This is a genomic window from Micromonospora sp. NPDC047521 (assembly GCF_055587305.1).
In genome coordinates, this window is the sequence record NZ_JBVJGN010000006.1 from 316,103 (window position 1) to 335,751 (window position 19,649).

Genomic DNA, 19,649 nt, shown 5'->3' on the forward strand with positions numbered 1-19,649 from the left:
TTACACCCATCGATACTCACGCGCTGGCTCACCATCCATCCTCACCAGGGAGTGATTCGATGAGTCGCGACACCGCACTCGTCTCGGCCGAGTGGGCCGAGAAGAACCTCGACGCCCCGGGCGTCGTCTTCGTCGAGGTCGACGAGGACACCTCGGCCTACGAGACCGGCCACATCGCCGGCGCCATCAAGATCGACTGGAAGACCGACCTCCAGGACCAGGTCCGTCGGGACTTCGTCAACAAGTCCCAGTTCGAGGCGCTGCTCTCCGAGCGGGGCATCAGCAACGACGACACCGTCATCCTGTACGGCGGCAACAACAACTGGTTCGCCGCGTACGCGTACTGGTACTTCAAGCTCTACGGCCACCGCGACGTCAAGCTGCTCGACGGCGGCCGCAAGAAGTGGGAGCTGGACGCCCGCCCGCTGGTCACCGACACGGTGACCCGCCCGGCCACGCAGTACGTCGCGCAGGAGCCCGACACGTCCATCCGTGCCTTCCGCGACGAGGTCGTGGCCGCGATCGGCACCAAGAACCTGGTCGACGTGCGCAGCCCCGACGAGTTCGCCGGTCGGCTGCTCGCCCCCGCCCACCTGCCGCAGGAGCAGGCGCAGCGGGCCGGCCACATCCCCACCGCGATCAGCGTCCCGTGGTCCAAGGCCGCGAACGAGGACGGCACCTTCCGGTCCGACGACGAGCTGCGCAAGATCTACGGCGACGCGGGGCTCGACGACGGCAAGGAGACCATCGCGTACTGCCGGATCGGTGAGCGCTCCTCGCACACCTGGTTCGTGCTCCAGGAGCTGCTCGGTCACCGCAACGTCAAGAACTACGACGGTTCCTGGACCGAGTACGGCTCGCTCGTCGGCGTGCCTGTCGCGCTCGGCGACGAACCCGGGGAGGCCTGATCGCCATGACCGCACCCACCGCTGCGGGTTGCGCCGCACCCGACCAGGCCGCCCCGCTGCCGGCCAGCCTGGACCTGGAGAAGGAAACCGTGATCACCGGCATCGTGCGCTCGGCGTCGGACGAGGCCGTGGCTGGCGCGTACGTCCGGCTGCTCGACTCGACAGGTGAGTTCACCGCCGAGGTGGTCACCTCGGCCGCCGGCCAGTTCCGCTTCTTCGCCGCGCCGGGTTCCTGGACCCTGCGGGCGCTGTCCCGGCACGGCAACGGCGACACCGCCGTCACCGCCGGCCGGGGCATCAACGAGGTAACCGTCACCGTCGCCTGACCCACTGCTCTGATCGACCGGGCCGGTCACCCCACGAAGGGGTGACCGGCCCGGTCGTGTCCGAAGGGTCAGAGACCGGTGGCCCGGCAGGACGAGGCGGGGTCGAGGGTGAAGTCGACAGTGTTCACGACGCCCGCCTCGATCCGGATGCGTTGCACCTGCGGCACCCAGCTGTCCTTGCCCACGATCACGTCGTAGCGGCCCTTCGGCAGCCACCAGACGTACCTGCCCCGGGCGTCCGCCGTGAGCGTGTGCCCGGTGCTCGTGCCCGCCCGGTTGACGCGTACCGTCGCGGGAACCCCGACGGTCGCTCCGCCGCAGGTCACCCCGGTGACGGTGCCCTGGACGCGGCCCCAACTGGCAGGTGGTGACACGTTCGTCGTCACCGCGACGGCGGGCACCCGGTACGGGGTGTCGGACGCGATGCCCAGCTCACCGGAGTAGGCGCCCGGTTGGACGACCCCGGCCGCCTCGGTGGCGCTCAGCGTGATGGTCACCGCCCGGGCCGTGCCCGGTTCCAGGGTGAAGGCGTTCGGCGCGGTGGACAGCCAGGCAAGGTCCGCCTCCCCGGCGCAGAGGCCCAGGCCGTCCAGCCGCTCGCTGTCCGTCGACCCCACGAACGGCGAGGGCGAACCGCCGATCTTGTACGCGCCGCAGGCGGCGGCGCCCCGGTACCGGCCGAGTCCGACGTTGGGCAGGTCCCGCCAACTGCCGGCCACCGGGTCGTACGCGATGGTCCGGTTGGTCACCGTCGTCGACGCCGCGGTGACTCCGCCGGCCAGCACCAGCAGGCCACCGGCGGCCGCGTACTGGGAGCCCCACAGGTCCAGCGGCAGGTTCGGCAGCGGGCTCCACGCGTCCGCCGCCGGGTCGTACCGGTAGGCGTCGGTGTGCTCGGTGCTGCCGGTGCCACCGGCGCAGTACACGGCAGCGCCGATCCCGCCGCAGGAGAGCCAGGAGACCGGGTGCGGGTAGGCCGCGCCGGTGCTGAAGGCGCCCGTCGCCGGGTCGAACACGACCAGCCGGTCGGAGTCGGTGCAGTCGCTGTCGAGGCATCCGCCGACCAGGTAGATCCTGCCTCCGGCCACCGCCTGCCCGGCCGCCGCCGCCGGGAACGGGTTTGTCGCCCCGGCCACCGTGGTCCAGGTGCCCGCCCCCGGGTCGTACACGTCCACCGAGGCGACCGTGACGTCGTCCGCGCCCCAGCCGCCGAGGACGTACAGCTTGCCGCCGACCGCCGCCGCGACCGGCTTGGACCGGGCGGTCGGCAGGTCGGGGAGCGCGGACCACACGCCGACGGTGGGGTCGTACCGCCAGGTCTTGCGTTCCAGACCCGAGCCGCCGCCACCGCCCACCGAGTAGATGTCGCCGTCCAGGTTGGCCGCCGCGTTGTCGAAGACCGCCGCCGGCAGGTCGGGGATCCCCGTCCAGGCGTCCTCCGCCCGTGGCGCGTCACCGGTGCCGCCGTACGTCGCGCCGGTGCGGGCCCTGCTGATCCCCTTCATCCTCTGCTCCCGCAGTGGCGCTCCGGCGCGGGACAGCACGTCGAACCGGCCGTCGCGCTCCACCAGGTTCACCGCGGCCGGCGCGGTGCCGGTGTTGCGCACCGTCACAGTCGTGGTCCGGGTGCTGCCGTACGGCTGGTAGGCCTCGACGTCGGTGGTCGTGACGCTGAGCCGGCCGGCGGACAGCGCGAGGTCCGTCCGGCGGGCGTCGTCCGGCGCGACAGTCGCCATGATCGTCATCGTTCGGTACGGGTGTCGCGTGGCGCTGAACCGGTGCGGCCCGGTCGACGCGGAGAAGAGCCAGTAGAAGCCGTCCGGAAGGTTCGGGTCGTCGGGTGTCGCCGCCGACACTCCCCGGTCCTGCGTCCGGTCGGCGCCGGCGACTGTGACTCCGTTGAGCGGTGCGCCTGTGTTGCGGTCGGTGGTCACGCCGAGCAGCAGCCCACCGGGTGCCGGCACGCAGTCGCGGTTGACCACCTGCACGTCGTCCACCTGCCACCACCAGGCGAACGTGCCGTGGAAGCGGAACCGGACCCGGACGGTGGCGGCTCCGGCCGCCGCGTCCAGCGGCACCTCCTCGATCCGTGGCCCGCGCCGGCTGCCGGTCTGGTGCCAGACGGTGGTCCAGGTGCCGCCGCCGTCGGTGGAGACGTCCACGTCGGCCGCGTCGGTGACGCCCACCGCCCGCCAGTCGCTGCGGAATCGCAGCACAGGTGCCGGTGCCGCGCTCAGGTCGAGCGGCGGGGTGACCAGGTCGGTGTCCTGGGTCCGGTCGGAGCCCAGCCGGTCGCTGTCGACGATCGCGAAGGCGCCGCCGCCACCTGTGAGGTTGCCCCGCTGCCCCGGGTCGGTGAAGCTCCAGCCGCCGTCCCCGGTGCGGTTGCGCACGGCCCAGCCGGGCGGCGTGTCGGTCCCGTCGAAGCCCTCGTTCAGCACGGGCGTGGCGAAGCTGCCTGTGTAGCCGGCCGCCGTGCAGGCGGGCTCGACAGGCACCGCGATGTCGGCCGTCACCGGCTCGGCGCCGGTCACCACGTCCCGGCTGACCGTGCGGTAGCCGGGGTAACGGACGGTCACGGCGAGGCGGTAGGTGGCGTTGCCCGCCACTGTGAACGAGTACCGCCCGGTGGCCGGGTCGGTGTGGACCGGCGCGCCGGGTCGTCCGGCGACCTCGATGCGGGCGTAGAGCGGCCAACCGTGCCCGGAACCGTCGGTGACCCGGCCGCTGACGGTGACCGACGGGCTCGCCACCAGGGCGAAGTCACGGGTGACAGCGCCGCCCTCGGCGACGGTGACGGTGCTCGACTGCCCCGCGTAGCCGTACGCGCTGACGCTGACCGTGGTCTCGCCTGCCGGCACGGTGAGCGCGTACCTGCCGTCCGCACCTGTGGTGACGCTGCGGGTGCCGTCGCCGACTGTCGCGCCCGCGATGGGGGATCCGGCAGCGGTCACCGTGCCGGCGACCCGTCCGACAGCGCCGCGCGGAGCGTCCCGCACCGCCGCGTACGCGTCGAGCCGGCCCTCGCCGAAGACGTTGTTGTCGGCGGCGGTGCCCCCGCAGGTGGTGGCATCGACGTCGCGGGCGGTGCGGTCGAGCAGTTCCTCGGTGGCGGCGACGTCGCCCTTCAGGCCGGGTGCCGCAGACCACACGAGCGCCACGGTGCCGGAGACGTGCGGTGCGGCCATGGAGGTGCCGTCGAAGGCGGCGTAGCCGTTGCCGGGGACGCTGGAACGCACGTCGCTGCCGGGGGCGGAGATGTTGGGTTTGACGGACCGCGGGTCGGTGCCGTCGCCCCGGCCGGAGAAGTCGGAGATGGCGTTCCGCGCGTCGTACGAGCCGACGGCGTACGCGTTGGTGTTGTCGCCGGGTGAGCCGGCGCTGCCGCAGGCCGGGCCGTCGTTGCCGGCGGAGAAGACGGGGAACATGCCGGCCGCCCGCCAGGCCGCGATGGTCTGCTGGAACCACGGGTCGCCGCCGGCGCCTCCCCAGGAGTTGTTCACCACGTCGGGGCGCAGGTCCGGGCGGGGGTTCCGCCCGTTGAGGTCGGTGGGGGCCAGCACCCACTGGCCGGCGGCGAGCAGGGAGGCGTCCGAGCAGGAGGTGGCCTCGCAGCCCTTCGCGGCTATCCATGTCGCGCGGGGGGCTACGCCGACCTGGTTGCCGGCGCCGTCGTCGCCGACCATCGTGCCCATCGTGTGGGTGCCGTGGTCGTTGTTGTCGCAGGGCGCGGCGCTGGGGCAGATGCCGGCCGGGTCGTACCAGTTGTGGTCGTGGTCGAAGGTGCCGCCGCCCAGGTTCCCCCGGTACGTGCCGACGAGCGCCGGGTGGTCGTACTGGACGCCGCTGTCGATGTTGGCGACCACCATGCCCTCGCCGCGGTCGCCGAACTCGCTCCACACCTGGTGGGCGTTGATGTTGGTGAGCCCCCATTCGGCGCCGTCGGTGCGGGCGCGGGTGGCGGTCGTGGGTTTCGGCCGCACCAGCGGGTAGCTGCGGGTGGGTTCGATCCGGGCGACCTCGGGCCGTTTGGCGATCTCCTCGGCCAGCGCCCGGTCGCCTGTCACCCGTACGGCGTTGGCGATCCAGTAGGTGGTGTGCGGCGCCCGGCGGGCCGTCAGCAGTGCGCGTAGGCCCTTCTGGGTGCGCGCGGCGGTGGTGGTGAGCAGCCGGTGCACCTCCCGGGCCCGGTCGTCCGGGTCGCGCAGCCGCGTGGTCCGGGCCATCGGCGCGGTGTCGCGCAGGTAGACCAGGAAGGTCCCGCTGCCCGTCGTACCGAGCTGTCTGAGCAGACGGTGGTCCACGCTTGCCCGGGCCGGCGCGGGCTGGGGTGGGGCGGCGACCGCGGGTTGGGCGGTGAGGCCCAACCCGACAGCGGCGCACGCCAGGGCCGCCCGCCGGAGGGCGGCCTGTGTGGTTGATGGTCGGAACATTCTTCCTCCCCACGTCAGGGGTCCCGAGTGATTCGGGGCCCGTGCGCGCACCGTGCGTCCGCCCGGTGCCGAATGGATAACGCCTGTCAGTGCCTGGTCAGTGACGACAGGTGATCCCGGGCGGGGTCGAACCGACGAAATCCATCGGCATGCGTCACTATCAACCGGTGGAATTCACTGGTGGAGGCGGCGTCGCCGGCGCAGGGGTCCCGATCGTCGTCTGCGTCGGCGCGGACGTCTCGGTGCGGGAGCGGGTGGTCCGCCAACTCGACGGCGTCGGCCCGGTGGTGAGCTGCGCCGACCTCACCGAGCTGCGCACGATGCTGTTCCCGGCACCGTCCGGAGCAACGGCTGTGCCGCCGGGGCCGGTCAGCTGGGGTGGGCTGGTCGTCGACCGCGCCGGTCAGCGGGTCACCTGGCGGGGTGACCTGCTTCCGCTCACCCCCACCGAACGCGAGCTGCTCGCCCGACTGATCGGCCCGCCGCTCGTGGTGTGGAGCCACGAACAGCTCTTCGCCTCGGTGTGGAGCGACGCGTACCCGGGTGACAGCGCGGTCCTGCACTCCGCGATCAGGCGGCTGCGGCACAAGCTGCGGAGCTTGCCGGGCGGGCCCCGCGTGCACACCGTGCGGGGCGTCGGCTACCGGCTCGACCCGCCGCCGGGGCCCGCCTGACCACTGGCCGCGCCGGACCCTCCCGACCGCCGCCGGAGGGGAGGACCGCCCGTGACACCATTGCCGGGTGAGCGGTGCTGTGCGGACGGGGAGCGTTTCGTCGACCGGCCCCGCCGCCCCGGCGCCCGCCCGGCGGCGGCGCTGGCTGCTGGCCGTGACCGTCCTGTGGGCCGTGCTGCTGGCCGCGCTCACCTGGACGTCGGTCCGCGACGATCCACCCACCGTCCGGGAGCAGCGCACGCTCGATCAGGCCGGCCCGGTGGTGGACCGGGCGGTCGGCGAACTGGCACGGGCGGCAGGCGCGTCCACGCTGCTGGAACTCGGCCCCGCGCGTATCGCCGCGGGCTGCCGGGTCACCCCGTTCGCCGACGGCGCCCGGCTGCGGCGCGAGGTCGGCGTCCTCGCGCCCGACGGCACCGAACGGTCAGTGCTCGACGGGCTCGCCGAGCGACTGCCGGCGAGCTGGCGCGCGGGCGTCGCCTCCGGTCCGGACGGCCCGGAGCTGTACGCCGACGCCGGGGAGTTCGTCGCCGTAGCGGGTCGCCCGACCGGGGACGGCCGGGTCCGGTTGACAGTCGACACCGGCTGCCGGCCGGTCGGCTCCGGTTACACAGCGCCGCCGGCCACCGGCGACGGCGGGGAGGCCGCCGCCCTTACCGCCGCGCTGCGGGCGCTCGACCAGCCGGCCGACGCCGCGCCGGAGCTGGTCACCGCGCCCTGCCCGGGTGGCGCGACGGCCCGTACCGCGCGCTCCACCGCCGGCCCGACCAACTCGGCGGCCGCGCTCGCCCCGCTGGCCGGCGGCACCCCGCTGCTGGACAACCCGCCGGTGTACGCGTACCGCGCCGGGACCGTCACCGTGCTGGCCGACCTCACCCCGGACGCCTCCCGGCTGACCGCCACCGTCGGCTGCCCGGGCTGAGCGGGGGCACCTCCCCGGTCACCTGCCCTGCCGGTCCTGCGTCTCACGGCTACGACCCAGCGCGTCGACCCGCCCCCAGCGGCCCGGGATGTCCAGCAGCTCCACCCGGCCCATGCCCGGCGGCACCGCCGGATCGATGATCAGGTGCTCGCCCTGCGGCTCCAACCCGAGCATCACCCGCAGCAGCAGCAGGGGGGTGCCCGTCGACCAGGCCTGCGGGCTGCACGCCGTCGGATACTGCACCGGATAGTCGGTGAGGTCGCGGGCGTACCCGGCGAACGCCTCAGGCAGCCGCCCGTCGAAGTAGCGGGACGCGCTGAGCATCGTGTCGCAGATCAGCCCTGCCTCGTCCCGGAAGCCGTACCGCCACAGGCCCCAGGCGATTATCGAGTTGTCGAACGGCCACACGGTGCCCACGTGGTAACCGATCGGGTTGTACCGGCCCTGGTCCTCGGCGAGGGTCCGTACCCCCCACCCGGAGAACAGGCGCGGCCCGAGCAGGTGCTCGACCACCCTGCCGGCCCGCGACTCGTCGACGATGCCGCTCCACAGCAGGTGCCCGATGTTCGACGTCAGCGCGTCCACCTGCCGGCCGTCGGCGTCCAGGGCGAGCGCGTAGTAGCCCCGGTCGGCGATCCAGAAGTCGTGGTTGAACCGCTGCTTCAGCTCGGCGGCCTCCCGCTCCAGCCGGTTGGCGTACTCCGGGTCGTTCCAGAACGTCCGGGCCAGCCGGGCGGCCCGGATCTTCGCGTCGTACGCGTAGCCCTGAAGCTCACAGGTGGCCCGGGGGAAGCCGGGCATCCGGCCGTCGGCGTACGAGATGGCGTCCCAGGAGTCCTTCCAGCACTGGTTCTGCAGGCCGGTTTCCGGGTTGCGGGTCTGGTACCACACGTAGCCGGTGCCGAGCAGGTCGCCGTACGTGTCGATCCACTCCAGGCCCGCCCGGACGTGTGGCTCCAGCCGCTTCACAAGCGCGGAGTCGCCGGTCCAGCGCTCGTACTCGTCGAGCAGGATGATGAACAGCGGCGTCGAGTCGGCCGACCCGTAGTACGGCGAGTGTGGCTGCTCCTCGAAGCCGGCGGTCTCGCCGTACCGGAGCTCGTGCAGGATCTTGCCCGGCTCCTCGTCCCGGAAGTCGTCCACGCGGTGCCCCTGGAGACCGGCGAGCATCAGGATGGTCGGCGGGATCAGCTCCGGCAGGAACGGCAGCACCTGCAACGAGGTGATGATGCTGTCCCGGCCGAAGAGGGTCATGAACCAGGGCAGTCCGGCGGCGATCAGCCGTACGCCCAGGGCGATCGACTCGTAGCGCAGCGCGGCCAGGTCGTTGAGGCTGCGCCGGTACGCCCCGGCCAACGGCTCGCAGTCGCAGCCGAGTTTCGGCGCCCGGTCGATCAGCTCCTGCTGTTCGGCGCGGATGGCGTCGGCGCTGCGGCTGCCGGCGTACGGCAGGGTGGCCCGGATGTCCTCGCCGCGCGCCCCGTAGACGATGGTGGACGCGTGCAGGCGGGTGGTCCACTCGCTGTTGCTGTCGATCCGGATCCGGAAGGTCATGCCGGCGGCGTCGACCTGCGCCGGCGCGCTGGAGCGGATCACCGTCTCCCGGTGGAACGCCTCCCGCCGGTAGACCAGCCGCAACTCGTTCTCGCCGACCGTGACGGTCGTCCGGCCCTTCTTCTGCCGCGCGTGCTTGATCTCGAACAGGTCGGCGAAGTCGGCCGCCATCTCGATCCGGACGGTGAACTCCACCTCCCCGCCGGAGTGGTTGAGCACGGTCAGCTCCTCCTCGAAGCTGCCCACGATCGCCCGGTTGCGGATCACCGACGCCTTGGCGTCCAGGTAGTGCGTGGGTTGACCGGGGGCCAGGAAGAACCTGGTCCGGTACGACTCGCCGGCGTCGATGGAGAGCGAGTGCAGCCGTTCGCCGTCGAGGGTGAGCACCCATTTGGACAGGAAGCGGGTGTCGAAGGAGAACAAGCCGGTGGGGAAGTCGTACGACGGCTCGATGTCCCCCCGCCGGTCGCTGACCATGAAGGTGTTGCCGTCCAGGATGCTGACGAGGTCCTTCACCCCAGCCGCCCGGCTGCCCTACGGGCGACCTCGCGCGGGTCGCGGGTGCCCGGCGGGTCCGGGAAGAACCGCCGGAAGGCCAGGAAGAGCACCACGTTTCCGCTGAACGTGCTCTCGTTGCGCAGTACCGCCGCGATCCCCTGCGCCTCGCCGGCGATCAGCCTGTCGAACAACTCGACGCTGCTGTACCAGATGGCGTCGGCAGGTCCCCGGTTCCGGCTGACCTCCACCGCACCCGGTCGCATCCGGACCAGCCAGTGCTCGGTCTGGTTGCCGGTGCCAAGGTCGATCTGGAGGGTGCCGTCGGCCAGGCCGCGCAGGACGGCGGGGGCGCGAGCCGGCAGTGATTCGAAGAACCTCTCCGTCGCCTCGGTCACAACCGAATCGTAGGCAGCTGTCCGAGTTGTCGGGTCGGTATCCGCACTCCGCCCGCCCGTCGGGCCGACTCGTCGCGGAGGTCAGTAGACGAGCGCCTGCGCGCCCTCGGCCAGCGCCTCCTCGACGAAGGCCGCGGCGCCCGCGATCCGTACACCGGGCAGGACGTCGTCGGGCCCGATCTCCCGTCGGGCCGCGCACTGGGTGCAGGCGGTCACCCGGCCACTGGTCAGGATGACGTGCAGCAGCTCGGCCAGCGGCGCGGAGTGCGGCAACTCGAACTCCTGCGCCCGGCCGGGCACCGCGAACCAGGTCGACTCCCCGGTCAGCCAGAGCGACACGTCGGCACCAGCCGCGACTGCGGTCGCGGCGACCGTGAACGCCTGCGCGCACCGCTCCGGGGCGTCCGCCCCAGCGGTGGCCTTGACGACGAGAGTGCGGGCCATGGGGCCCAGCATAGGATGGTCGGGATGGTTACCGAGATCGGGTTCGTCAGCCTGCTGGTGGCCGGCCTGGGCGGGCTCGCCGGTGGTCTGGTCTACCTGGCCGTACGCATATCGAGAGGACGTTGGTGACGCTGGTGAGCGACGAGAACCCGCTACAGCCGCCGTGGTTGAACGCGCCTCCGGTCGAGGAGTACCCGTACGAGGAGAGCTACGACCTGCGGGTCGGGCCGAAGCTGCATCCGGCGCTTGACGGCCTGCTGCCCTACATCGGTCTCTGGCGGGGCCGGGGCAAGGGCGGATTCCCAACCATCGAGGACTTCGACTACGCGCAGGAGATCCGGATCAGCCACGACGGCCGGCCGTTCCTGCACTACGAGTCCCGTGCCTGGCTCCTCGACGAGCAGAGCCGACCGGTCCGCCCCGCCGGGCGTGAGGTCGGCTGGTGGCGGCCGGTCATGGTGGACGGCCGGGCCACCGACGAGCTGGAGGCCCTGATCACGACCCCCACCGGTGTGATGGAGCTGCACCTCGGCAAGCGCACCGGCACCCAGGTCGAGTTCGCCACCGACGCGGTGGTGCGGTCGCCGACCGCCAAGGAGGTCACCGGCGGGCACCGGCTCTTCGGCATCGTCGAGGGCGCGCTGCTCTACGCGCAGGAGATGGCGGCGATGGGGCACCCGCTCAGCCCACACCTGTCCGCCCGGCTCATCCGGGCCGGCGGCTGACGCTCAGTCGACGGGAAAGCCCAGCAGGGCGTGCAGGGCCGGGGTGCGCGGGCAGGGGTCCCGACGCACCCCGTCGAGCATCCGGACCTCGGTGAGCCCGCGTACCGACGAGCTGAACCAGACCCCGTCGGCGTCGTGCAGCTCCGCTGGCGTGACCATCCGTTCGGCGGCGTCCAGGCCCAGTTCGCCGGCGTGGGCGAGCAGCCAGGCCACTGTCGTGCCGGGCAGGATGCCCGTGGTGGCGGCCGGCACCGTGCACAGCGTGCCGCCGGTGAGCCACACCACGTTGGCGATCGGCCCCTCCAGGGCGTACCCGTCGGAGGAGACCCAGAGCACGTCGTCCACCCCGGCCCGGCGCGCCCAGCGGCGGGCGGCGCTGTTCACCGCGTACGAGGTGGACTTGATGCCCGCCGGCAGCCAGTCCAGTCCGGTACGCGCGTCGGCGGGCACCCCCAGCGGCAGGACGGCAACGGTGATCCCGTGCCGCCGGGCCGCCTGCGAGGACGCCGGCACCTCGGTGAGCGTGGCGTAGACGGTAGGTGGGCCGCCGGCCTCCGAGCCCCGGGTGCAGACCAGCCGGAGCGCTCCCTCCACCGCGGCGGGCCAGCCCGCGCACACCGTGTCGAGCAGGTCGATGAGCGCCTCGGTGGGGGGCAGATCCAGGTCGACGGTGGCCGCCGCCGTGGTCAGCCGGGCCAGGTGCTCGTCGCGCAGCCACGGCCGGCCCTGACGCAGGTGCATGGACTCGAAGAGCCCGTCTCCGCGTAGGACGCCCAGGTCGTCGCCGCGCAGGACGGGTTCGTCGGCCGGGATGAGACCCCGCCCGAGGACGGCGATCCGGGCGTTGGCGGTGGTCGGGGCCGTACCGACGGATGGCGTCACCATGACCGTCGAGCGTAGCGGCGGACGGTCGCACGCAGGAGGGGCCGCGATTGCCGAACTATGATCGGATGGTGTCCGAATCCTCCCTCGCGGAAATGCTCCGAGCCCGTGGCCTGCGGCTGACAGCGCAACGGCAGCTCGTCCTCCAGGCGGTGCTCGATCTGGGTCACGCCACACCGGAGCAGGTGCACACCGCGGTCCGGGAGGTCGCCGCCGGCGTCAACATCACCACCATCTACCGCACGCTGGAGCTGCTGGAACGGCTCGGCCTGGTGACCCACACCCACCTCTCGCACGGCTCGCCGACGTACCACGCGGCAGGTGAGCACCAGCACGTCCACCTGGTCTGCCGGGAGTGCGGCGCGATCGACGAGGTCGATCCGGAGCTGTTCCGCCCGCTCAGCGACCAACTGGCCGCGCAGCGGGGTTTCCGGGTGGACATCGGGCACGTGTCACTCTTCGGCGTCTGCGCACGCTGCGAGAACGGGGACCAGAAATGATCGACATCGCGGGCGCGGTGGCCGTCGAGAGCATCGACGAGGCCAGCCGCGACCAGCCGGATCCGGCGCACGTCGCGGCCGGGGTGCGGGGCGTCGCCGCGCACTACGGCGATCCACTGCGTGAGCAGCGCGTCCTGGACACGGAGGTCGGCCTCGTCGACCGCTCGCACCGGGGCGTCATCGCTGTGCCGGGGGAGGAGCGGGCCGGCTGGTTGCACACGATCACCTCGCAGCACCTGACGGCGCTTGCCGCCGGTGACGGTACCGAACTGCTCGTGCTCTCCCCCCACGGGCACGTCGAGCAGCACGCGCTGGTGGCCGAGGACGGCGAGACCACCTGGCTGGACACCGAGCCCGGCGCGACCGAGGGCCTGCTGGCCTACCTGGAGAAGATGCGGTTCTTCAGCAAGGTCGACCCACGTGACGCCACCGCCGAACGGGCGCTGTTGTCGCTGGTCGGGCCTGCCGCGCCGGAGGCGCTTGGCACGCTCGGCGTGACCGGTCTGGCCGAACCGGACCTGGTCGCGGTGCCCGGTCCGAAGTTCGCCGCCGGGGCCGTGCCGCCGCGGGCGAGCGTTCGGTACGACGTACGGCCGCTGCCGATCGGCGGATGGGCCCGACGCGGGCCGCTCGGCGTGGACCTGCTGGTGCCCCGTTCGGCGATGGACGAGGTGGTGGCGGAGTTGCGTGGCGCGGGCGTGCCGGTGGCGGGCCTGTGGGCGTACGAGGCGATCCGGGTGGCCGCCCGTCGGCCCCGGCTCGGGGTGGACACCGACCACCGGACCATTCCGGCCGAGGTGGACCTGATCGGCCCGGCGGTGCACCTCGACAAGGGCTGCTACCGGGGGCAGGAGACGGTTGCCCGGGTGCACAACATGGGCCGCCCGCCGCGTCGCCTGGTGCTGCTGCACCTGGACGGCGTGACCACCGACCAGCCGCCGACGGCAGGTACGCCGGTGACCCTGGACGGTCGGGCGGTGGGCTTCGTCGGTACCGCCGTGCTGCACCACGAGCTGGGCCAGATCGCCCTCGCCGTGCTGAAGCGGAACGTTCCGGACGACGCCGCTCTGCTGATCGGTGCGACGGCGGCGGCGATCGACCCGTCCTGAGCCGGCCGTCTAGGATCGCCGGCATGACGACAGGGACGTTGATCACGGTGGCCCCGACCGGCGCGGAGTCGGCCAAGGCGGAGGTGCCGGCACTTCCGGTGACGCTCGACGAGCTGCTGCTCACCGCCAAGGAGTGTGAGGCGCTCGGCGCCGCCGTGATCCACGTCCACATCCGCGACGACGCGGCACGGCCCACCCTCGACCCGGCCCGCCTGGCCGAGACGGTGGCGGCGCTGCGGGACAGCACCGACCTGATCGTGCAGCTCTCCTCGGGCGGCGCGGTTACCGACCCGGAGGCGTCCCGGCTCGCGGTGCTCGACGCCCGCCCCGACATGGCCTCCTGCACGATGGGCACTGTCAACTTCGGCGACGACGTGTTCCTCAACCGCTGGGAGTTCATCGTCGACCTGCACACCCGTATGCAGGAGCGCGGGATCGTGCCGGAGTACGAGATCTTCGACCTAGGGCACCTGTCCGCGTTGCAGCGGCTGCTCGGCAGGTACGGGCTGCCGGCGGGCGGGCACGTGCACGTCGACTTCGTGATGGGTGTGCCGGGCGGTATGCCGGGCACCACCGAGACGCTCGTGGCGGCCCACCGGATGCTGCGGGACCTGCCGGAGGGCACCACCTTCTCGGCCACCGGCATCGGGCGCAGCACCATCCCGGTCATGCTGGCCTCGCTGTCGACGGGTGGGCACCTGCGCGTCGGCATGGAGGACACGGTGACGTACGCGAAGGGCCGCCCGGTGGAGTCCAACATGCAGTTGGTCGCCCGGGCCGTCGGCTTCGCGCAGCTCGCCCAGCGTCCACCGCTGACCACCACCGAGGCCCGCGGGCTGCTCGGGCTGTAAGGCCGCGACCGTCCCCCGCCCCTGTCACCCGGGCGGTGGACGTCCTGGTCACCCCGCCGCCGTTGCCCCCGGGAGCGTCGGTACCGTCCAGCACGTGGGAAAGACGTACGAGGGCGGCGCGCCGCTCGCCGAGGTGGTCCGGTCCGGGTTCGTCGAGGGTGTGCACCGTGGCTCGGTGGTGGTGCTGGACGCCGCCGGAGCGCCGGTGGCCGCCGCCGGGGATGTGACCTCTCCGGTCTTTCCCCGTTCGGCGAGCAAGCCGATGCAGACGATCGGGATGCTCCGCGCCGGCCTGCCGGTGACCGACCCGGCCGACCTGGCGCTGGTGTCGGCCAGCCACGCGGGCGAGGACTTCCACCTGGCCGGGGTCCACGCGCTGCTGGCCCGGGCCGGGCTCGACGACTCGGCCCTGCACTGCCCGCCCGACCTGCCGGCGGGGGCGGCGGCCCGGGAGGCGGTGCTGCGTGCCGGCGGCGGCCCGACCCGGGTGCAGATGAACTGCTCCGGCAAGCACAGCGGCATGTTGCTGACCTGCGAGGCGGCCGGGTGGCCGCTGGACGGCTACTGGCGGCCGGAGCACCAGTTGCAGAAGGGTCTGCGGGCCGCCGTGGAGGAGTTCACTGGTGAGTCGGCGGCGGCCGTGGGGGTGGACGGCTGCGGCGCCCCGGTGCTCGCGGTGTCGCTCACCGGGCTGGCCGGGGCGTACCTGCGGCTTGTCGACGCCGAGCCCGGCTCCGCGCCGCGCGCGGTCGCCGACGCGATGCGCGCCCACCCGGAGATCGTCGGCGGTACCCGGGCCGACGACACCAGGCTCATGCGCGGCGTCCCGGGCCTGCTGGCGAAGGTCGGTGCCGAGGGAGTGATCGCGGTGGGGCTGCCGGGCGTCGGCGCCGTCGCGCTCAAGATCGATGATGGCGCCGACCGGGCCCGGATGCCGGTGCTGGTCTCCGCGCTGCGCCGGCTGGGCGTGGACGCCCCGGTGCTCACCGAGTACGCCGAGGTGCCGCTCTTCGGTGGTGGCGTTCCGGTCGGGGCGGTCCGCCCGCTCTGGTGACGCCACCGGGGCGCTGGCTGTGCGCGTTCGGGCAGGCCGGGTGCACTCCCCGCCGCCTCGCGCGCGTCGCGTCTCGGGCGGCGTCGGCGCGCGGTCAGTTCAGGAAGTCGAGCAGGGCCGCGTTTACCGGCTCGGGGCGCTCCAGCGGCAGCAGGTGCGCGGCGTCCGGCACGTCGGGCAGTCGTACCGCGCCGGGGACCTCCGCGGCGATCCGGTCGGCGAGCCGGCTGATGTCCGGCACGTCCGCCGCGCCGGCGGTGACCAGGACGGGCACCCGCAGCTCGCCGAGGCGGCCGATCGCGGGCGGGGACAGCTCGCCCACCTCTACCGCACCGAGCGCCAGCTCGGCGGCGAGGGCGCGCTGGTCCATCTCCTGCGCGAACGCGACGAGGCCGGGGTCGACGTCGGCCGGCTGGCGGCCCGGGCCGACCACCCAGAAGCGCACCTCGCCGGCCGCCCCGGCGACGAAGTCATCCGGGTCGACCTCGCCGACCAGGGCGTCCCAGAGGTCGTTCGCCTCGTCGGACCACTCGTTGCCGGAGACGGCCGTGTCGAACAGCGCGAGCGCGCTCACCCGGTCGGGGTGGGCCAGGGCGGTGTCGAGGGCCACCGCCCCGCCGAAGGAGCAGCCGACCAGGGCCGCCCGGGGCAGGTCGAGCGCGTCCAGCAGACCCGCCACGTCGTCGTGGTGCGCGAAGGGGGTCGGCGGGAGTTCGGAGTCGCCGTAGCCGCGCAGGTCGGGGACGATCACGCGGTGCCGGGAGGCGAGCGCCGGGACCTGCCCGCGCCACATCCGCCGGTCGGCGATGCCGGCGTGCAGCAGCACGACGGGCGAGCCGATGCCGGCCTCGTCGTACGCGAGAACTGCTCCGTTGACTGTGATCTTGTGCACGGAGGGGACGGTACGGACCGGACGAGTCGGGGCGCAAACGGGATGCTGAGACCTTGCTAACTCTGGTTAGCGTTTTGCTTGCAGGAGCTAGCACTCCCGATTAGCGTCAGCGTCATGGCCACACCGAAGGACCTTCCCGACGTCGGCGGGTTCATCCGCGATCTGCGGCGCAACGCCAAGATCTCGCTCCGGCAGCTCGCCGAGCAGGCGGGGGTCAGCAACCCCTACCTCAGCCAGATCGAACGTGGCCTGCGCAAGCCCAGCGCCGAGGTGCTCCAACAACTGGCCAGCGCGCTGCGGGTCTCGACCCCGGCGATGTACCTGCGGGCCGGGCTGCTCGACGACAAGGAGGGTCACGGTGTGCTCGCCGCCATCGCGGTGGACACCGACCTGACGATGGCCCAGAAGCAGTCCCTCAGCCAGATCTACGAGACGTTCCGCCGGGAGAACACGCGGCTGGCCGAGGCGCAGGCCGCCGCCGACACCTCAGGCGCGAGCACCGCCGCCGATCCGGCCGGGACGACCACCCCGACCGATGTCGCCGACCAGCCGGCCGACGTGGCCAACCTCGCGGCCACCGGCCCCACCACCGCGGGCGGCACGCCGACCGAGGCCGTCCTCGAGTCGGTCGCCGTCACCGAGGCGGGCGCCGCTCCCGCCCCGACCAGCACCAACACCCCCGAGAAGAAGGCCGCCGGTCCGGCGGTCCGGAAGGCCGCCGAGGCGGCCGAAGAGGAGACGTCATGACCGAGCCGAAGACCAACCGCATCCCCGCCCCGATCTACGCCGCCGCCGGCGCCGGGGAGTTGGCCCTGGAGCAGCTGCGCAAGCTGCCGAGCGTGGTAGGCGTCCTCGGCACCCGGGTCGTCGCCGACCTGGGCGGCCGGGCCGTGCTGACCGGCTTCGAGCTGCGCCAGAAGGCCACCGAGACGCTGCGTACCGCCAACGAGACCGCCGAGAGCCTGCGCGGCCGGGCGCAGGCCGAACTGGACCTCGCCAAGCTCCGTGAGTCGGCCGACCTGGCCAAGCTGCGCGAGGTCGCCGACCTCGACAAGCTGCGCGCCGCCGCGACCCGCAACGCCGCCGTGATGGTCGCGAGCGCCCAGGCCGCGCAGGAGCGGGCGTTCGCCGCGTACGGCGCGCTTGTCGCCCGCGGTGAGCGGGTCGTCGGCGCCGGTGTGCTGGAGGCCGCCGAGACGGTGAACGCCGACATCGAGGCCACCCAGGCCGTGACGCCGGACACCACCCCTGCCGTCGAGACCACCACCCCGGCTGCTGCCCCGGCCGAGGTGCCGTCCCCGGCCGAGGTCGCCCAAATCGCCGAGGCCAAGCCGGCCGCCGTCAAGAAGGCCGCCCGCGCGCCGAAGGCCGCCAAGCCCGCCAAGGCCGCCGCCACCCCGTCGGCGAAGCTGCCCCGGGCCACCAAGCGGACCCGTCCGGCGGCCGAGTAGTTCGCCGCGTCGACGACCCCGGCGGCGTCCTTGTCGGACGAAGCCGGGGTCGCCGACATAAGCTTGCCGGCATGGCCAACGCCGCGCCGATCTTCGCCTTTGAAGTCCGCTACGTGATCGAGCTGATCCTGCTCGTCTTCGCGCTGATCATCCAGGGCGTCGCACTGGTGCACGCCGTCACGCAGCGCTCCGACGCCTTCCCCGCCATCGGGACGCTGCCCAAGGGTGGCTGGATCGCCATCCTGGCGGTCTGCCTCGTGCTCACCCTGCTCGGTTTCGGTCCGATCAGTCTCTTCGGACTGATCGGCATCGCCGCCGCGCTCATCTACCTGCTCGATGTCCGGGTCGGCCTGCGCGACCTCAGTGACGGCAAAGGTTTCTGGTGAGAGGTTTCCGCTGGCCGCCCCCACCGGACAGCGGGCCCCGCAGTTGGGGTCCCGGCCCGGGCGGGCCACGCACCGGCCGGCCCGCCCTACCGGAGCCGGAGACCGAACTGGTCACCACCCCGCACGGCGTACGCCTGGAGCGGCTGGTCACCGGCACCGGTGATCCGGTCACCGTGTTCGCGCACGGGCTGGGCAACGGCATCGCCACCACCCGCCCGTTCGGCAGCGGCGTGACCGGCCGGAAGGTGTTCTTCCAGTTCCGCGGGCACGGCCGTTCGGACGCCCCGGACGGCCCATGGACGTATTTGGACCTGGCCCGGGACCTGCGCGCGGTCGCAGATCTCACGGGTGCGGATCGCGCGTTCGGGGCGAGCCTCGGCGCGGGCGCCCTCTGCCGGCTGCTGGCCGAGAGCCCGGAACGCTTCGAGAAGCTTGTCTTCTTCCTGCCCGCCGTGCTCGACGAGCCACGCGGGCCGGTGGCCCGGGAGCGCGTCACCGATCTGATCGAGGCGGTGGAGAGCGGGGACGCCTCGGCGGTGGCCGATGTCGTGTCGCTGGAGCTGCCGGCGGCGGTACGGAACACTCCGGCCGGCTGGGCGTACCTGCGGCAGCGGCTCGACCAGCTGCTCCGCGACGGTCTCGCCGACGGCCTGGCCACCCTGCCGGATCAGGCGCCGCTGCGCGACGCGACGGCCCTGGCGGCGGTCACCGCGCCGGCGCTGGTGATCGGCTGCGCGGGCGACGACCTGCACCCGGTCGAGGTCGCCGAGCGGCTCGCCGCCGCGCTGCCCCAGGCGACCCTGCACGTGTACGACCGCCCCGGCGTGCTCTGGTCGGAACGCGCCGACCTGCGTGAGCGCATCTCCGGCTTCCTCAACGAGTAGCCTGCCCTGTCATGGGCGTCACACAACATGGCCGGACGCACCGGCTGGACCTCGCGGACCCGACCCTGCGCGAGTGGACGTGCACGGTTCTGCACGCCGACCCGGAGCAGGGCATCGTGTTGGACCGTTCGGCGTTCTACCCGGGCGGCGGTGGTCAGCCACCGGACCACGGCGTACTGCTGTGGCAGGGCGTGCAGACCCGGATCGTCGGCACCCGCAAGGGCGACGACCCGTACCTGATCCCCGCCGAGGGTGACCCGCTGCCGCCGGTCGGCACCGAGGTCGTCGGCGCCGTGGAGGACGAGCGCCGGACCCGGTTGATGCGTACCCACTCGGGCCTGCACGTGCTCTGCGGTGTGGTGTTCCGCGACTTCGGCGCTCTCGTGACCGGCAACTCGATGGAACCGGGCGAGGCCCGGATGGACTTCAACCTCCCCGAGGTGCCGCCCGACTTCAAGAGCCGCATCGAGGAGCTGGTCAACGCGGAGGTGGCCGCGGACCGCTCGGTAGCCACCCGGGTGCTGCCGCGCGCCGAGGCCCTGGCCCTGCCGGACATCATCCGTACCCAGTCCAACCTCATCCCGCCGGATGAGCAGGAGGTCCGGATCGTCGACATCGTCGGCCTGGACGTGCAGGCCGACGGTGGCACCCACGTCGCGTCCACCGCCCAGATCGGCAAGGTGCAGGTCGTGAAGGTGGAGAGCAAGGGCCGGGCCAACCGCCGGGTCCGAGTCAGACTGGTGGACTGAGACGCTCCTCGC

Annotated in this window: 21 protein-coding genes; 15 read left to right on the forward strand and 6 right to left on the reverse strand. The window is 73.0% G+C overall.

Annotation, left to right across the window (positions count from 1 at the left end; genetic code table 11):
* Nucleotides 1-59: 59 nt before the first annotated feature.
* Both ACZ6N8_RS16500 and ACZ6N8_RS16505 read left to right on the forward strand, forming a co-directional pair.
* The gene (locus tag ACZ6N8_RS16500; protein WP_364372900.1) at nt 60-908 is read left to right on the forward strand and encodes a sulfurtransferase; all 849 of its coding nucleotides are present in this window, start codon (nt 60-62) and stop codon (nt 906-908) included.
* A 5-nt stretch (nt 909-913) separates the two neighbouring features.
* On the forward strand, nt 914-1,234 hold the full coding sequence (locus ACZ6N8_RS16505; protein ID WP_139587946.1) for a DUF1416 domain-containing protein: 321 nt from the start codon (nt 914-916) through the stop codon (nt 1,232-1,234).
* 68 nt (nt 1,235-1,302) lie between these two features.
* Here the strand turns inward: ACZ6N8_RS16505 and ACZ6N8_RS16510 are convergent, their stop codons facing one another.
* On the reverse strand, nt 1,303-5,667 hold the full coding sequence (locus ACZ6N8_RS16510; protein WP_466010747.1) for a S8 family serine peptidase: 4,365 nt from the start codon (nt 5,665-5,667) through the stop codon (nt 1,303-1,305).
* A 149-nt stretch (nt 5,668-5,816) separates the two neighbouring features.
* Between ACZ6N8_RS16510 and ACZ6N8_RS16515 the strand changes: the two genes are divergently transcribed.
* Both ACZ6N8_RS16515 and ACZ6N8_RS16520 read left to right on the forward strand, forming a co-directional pair.
* Nucleotides 5,817-6,341 (forward strand): winged helix-turn-helix domain-containing protein, encoded by a 525-nt coding sequence (locus tag ACZ6N8_RS16515; protein ID WP_466010748.1) that lies wholly within the window; start codon nt 5,817-5,819, stop codon nt 6,339-6,341.
* Nucleotides 6,342-6,408: 67 nt separating this feature from the next.
* Entirely contained in the window at nt 6,409-7,263 is an 855-nt protein-coding gene (locus ACZ6N8_RS16520) for a hypothetical protein (RefSeq protein WP_466010749.1), read from the forward strand.
* Between the two features lie 18 nt (nt 7,264-7,281).
* Here the strand turns inward: ACZ6N8_RS16520 and ACZ6N8_RS16525 are convergent, their stop codons facing one another.
* The 3 genes from ACZ6N8_RS16525 to ACZ6N8_RS16535 all read right to left on the reverse strand — a co-directional run bounded on the left by ACZ6N8_RS16525 (nt 7,282) and on the right by ACZ6N8_RS16535 (nt 10,166).
* Nucleotides 7,282-9,333, reverse strand: a complete 2,052-nt coding sequence (locus ACZ6N8_RS16525) for an amylo-alpha-1,6-glucosidase (RefSeq protein ID WP_466010751.1) — start codon at nt 9,331-9,333, stop codon at nt 7,282-7,284.
* A complete protein-coding gene (locus ACZ6N8_RS16530; protein ID WP_466010753.1) occupies nt 9,330-9,710 on the reverse strand; it encodes an SCP2 sterol-binding domain-containing protein in 381 nt (126 codons plus the stop codon). Before ACZ6N8_RS16530 ends, ACZ6N8_RS16525 begins: the two co-directional genes overlap by 4 nt.
* An 81-nt stretch (nt 9,711-9,791) precedes the next feature.
* The gene (locus ACZ6N8_RS16535; RefSeq protein WP_357982805.1) at nt 9,792-10,166 is read right to left on the reverse strand and encodes a DsrE family protein; all 375 of its coding nucleotides are present in this window, start codon (nt 10,164-10,166) and stop codon (nt 9,792-9,794) included.
* A 12-nt stretch (nt 10,167-10,178) separates the two neighbouring features.
* On the opposite strand from ACZ6N8_RS16535, the gene mtfM reads away from it, so the two are divergent.
* Together mtfM and ACZ6N8_RS16545 are read left to right on the forward strand one after the other, a co-directional pair.
* The gene (gene mtfM / locus ACZ6N8_RS16540; protein ID WP_030327764.1) at nt 10,179-10,283 is read left to right on the forward strand and encodes a small membrane protein MtfM; all 105 of its coding nucleotides are present in this window, start codon (nt 10,179-10,181) and stop codon (nt 10,281-10,283) included.
* Nucleotides 10,284-10,288: 5 nt separating this feature from the next.
* Nucleotides 10,289-10,879, forward strand: a complete 591-nt coding sequence (locus ACZ6N8_RS16545; RefSeq protein ID WP_466010755.1) for a heme-binding beta-barrel domain-containing protein — start codon at nt 10,289-10,291, stop codon at nt 10,877-10,879.
* A gap of 3 nt (nt 10,880-10,882) precedes the next feature.
* Here ACZ6N8_RS16545 and ACZ6N8_RS16550 read toward each other — a convergent pair whose 3' ends face one another.
* Nucleotides 10,883-11,764: an aminotransferase class IV gene (locus tag ACZ6N8_RS16550; protein WP_466010756.1), complete on the reverse strand. Its 882-nt coding sequence runs from the start codon at nt 11,762-11,764 to the stop codon at nt 10,883-10,885.
* A gap of 65 nt (nt 11,765-11,829) precedes the next feature.
* Here ACZ6N8_RS16550 and ACZ6N8_RS16555 point away from each other — a divergent pair, with 65 nt between their 5' ends.
* The 4 genes from ACZ6N8_RS16555 (at nt 11,830) to ACZ6N8_RS16570 (ending at nt 15,275) form a co-directional block, all read left to right on the forward strand.
* Nucleotides 11,830-12,261, forward strand: coding sequence for a Fur family transcriptional regulator (locus ACZ6N8_RS16555; protein ID WP_364372926.1), 432 nt, complete (start codon nt 11,830-11,832; stop codon nt 12,259-12,261).
* Entirely contained in the window at nt 12,258-13,370 is a 1,113-nt protein-coding gene (ygfZ, locus tag ACZ6N8_RS16560; protein ID WP_364372929.1) for a CAF17-like 4Fe-4S cluster assembly/insertion protein YgfZ, read from the forward strand. The genes ACZ6N8_RS16555 and ygfZ overlap by 4 nt, the downstream gene beginning before the upstream one ends.
* Nucleotides 13,371-13,393: 23 nt before the next feature.
* Nucleotides 13,394-14,221: a beta-keto acid cleavage family enzyme gene (locus ACZ6N8_RS16565; protein WP_364372932.1), complete on the forward strand. Its 828-nt coding sequence runs from the start codon at nt 13,394-13,396 to the stop codon at nt 14,219-14,221.
* 94 nt (nt 14,222-14,315) lie between these two features.
* Nucleotides 14,316-15,275: an asparaginase gene (locus tag ACZ6N8_RS16570; protein ID WP_466010759.1), complete on the forward strand. Its 960-nt coding sequence runs from the start codon at nt 14,316-14,318 to the stop codon at nt 15,273-15,275.
* A 94-nt stretch (nt 15,276-15,369) separates the two neighbouring features.
* Here the strand turns inward: ACZ6N8_RS16570 and ACZ6N8_RS16575 are convergent, their stop codons facing one another.
* A complete protein-coding gene (locus ACZ6N8_RS16575) occupies nt 15,370-16,167 on the reverse strand; it encodes an alpha/beta fold hydrolase (protein WP_466010761.1) in 798 nt (265 codons plus the stop codon).
* 114 nt (nt 16,168-16,281) lie between these two features.
* Here ACZ6N8_RS16575 and ACZ6N8_RS16580 point away from each other — a divergent pair, with 114 nt between their 5' ends.
* From ACZ6N8_RS16580 to ACZ6N8_RS16600, 5 genes are all read left to right on the forward strand, one after another.
* Nucleotides 16,282-16,914 (forward strand): helix-turn-helix domain-containing protein, encoded by a 633-nt coding sequence (locus ACZ6N8_RS16580; RefSeq protein WP_466010762.1) that lies wholly within the window; start codon nt 16,282-16,284, stop codon nt 16,912-16,914.
* Nucleotides 16,911-17,618 (forward strand): hypothetical protein, encoded by a 708-nt coding sequence (locus ACZ6N8_RS16585; RefSeq protein WP_466010764.1) that lies wholly within the window; start codon nt 16,911-16,913, stop codon nt 17,616-17,618. The genes ACZ6N8_RS16580 and ACZ6N8_RS16585 overlap by 4 nt, the downstream gene beginning before the upstream one ends.
* Before the next feature lie 71 nt (nt 17,619-17,689).
* Nucleotides 17,690-18,004, forward strand: coding sequence for a DUF2516 family protein (locus tag ACZ6N8_RS16590; protein WP_030327754.1), 315 nt, complete (start codon nt 17,690-17,692; stop codon nt 18,002-18,004).
* Entirely contained in the window at nt 18,001-18,888 is an 888-nt protein-coding gene (locus tag ACZ6N8_RS16595) for an alpha/beta fold hydrolase (protein ID WP_364372948.1), read from the forward strand. Before ACZ6N8_RS16590 ends, ACZ6N8_RS16595 begins: the two co-directional genes overlap by 4 nt.
* A gap of 11 nt (nt 18,889-18,899) precedes the next feature.
* Complete coding sequence (locus tag ACZ6N8_RS16600) at nt 18,900-19,637, forward strand: alanyl-tRNA editing protein (RefSeq protein ID WP_466010766.1); 738 nt, start codon at nt 18,900-18,902, stop codon at nt 19,635-19,637.
* Nucleotides 19,638-19,649 lie beyond the last annotated feature (12 nt).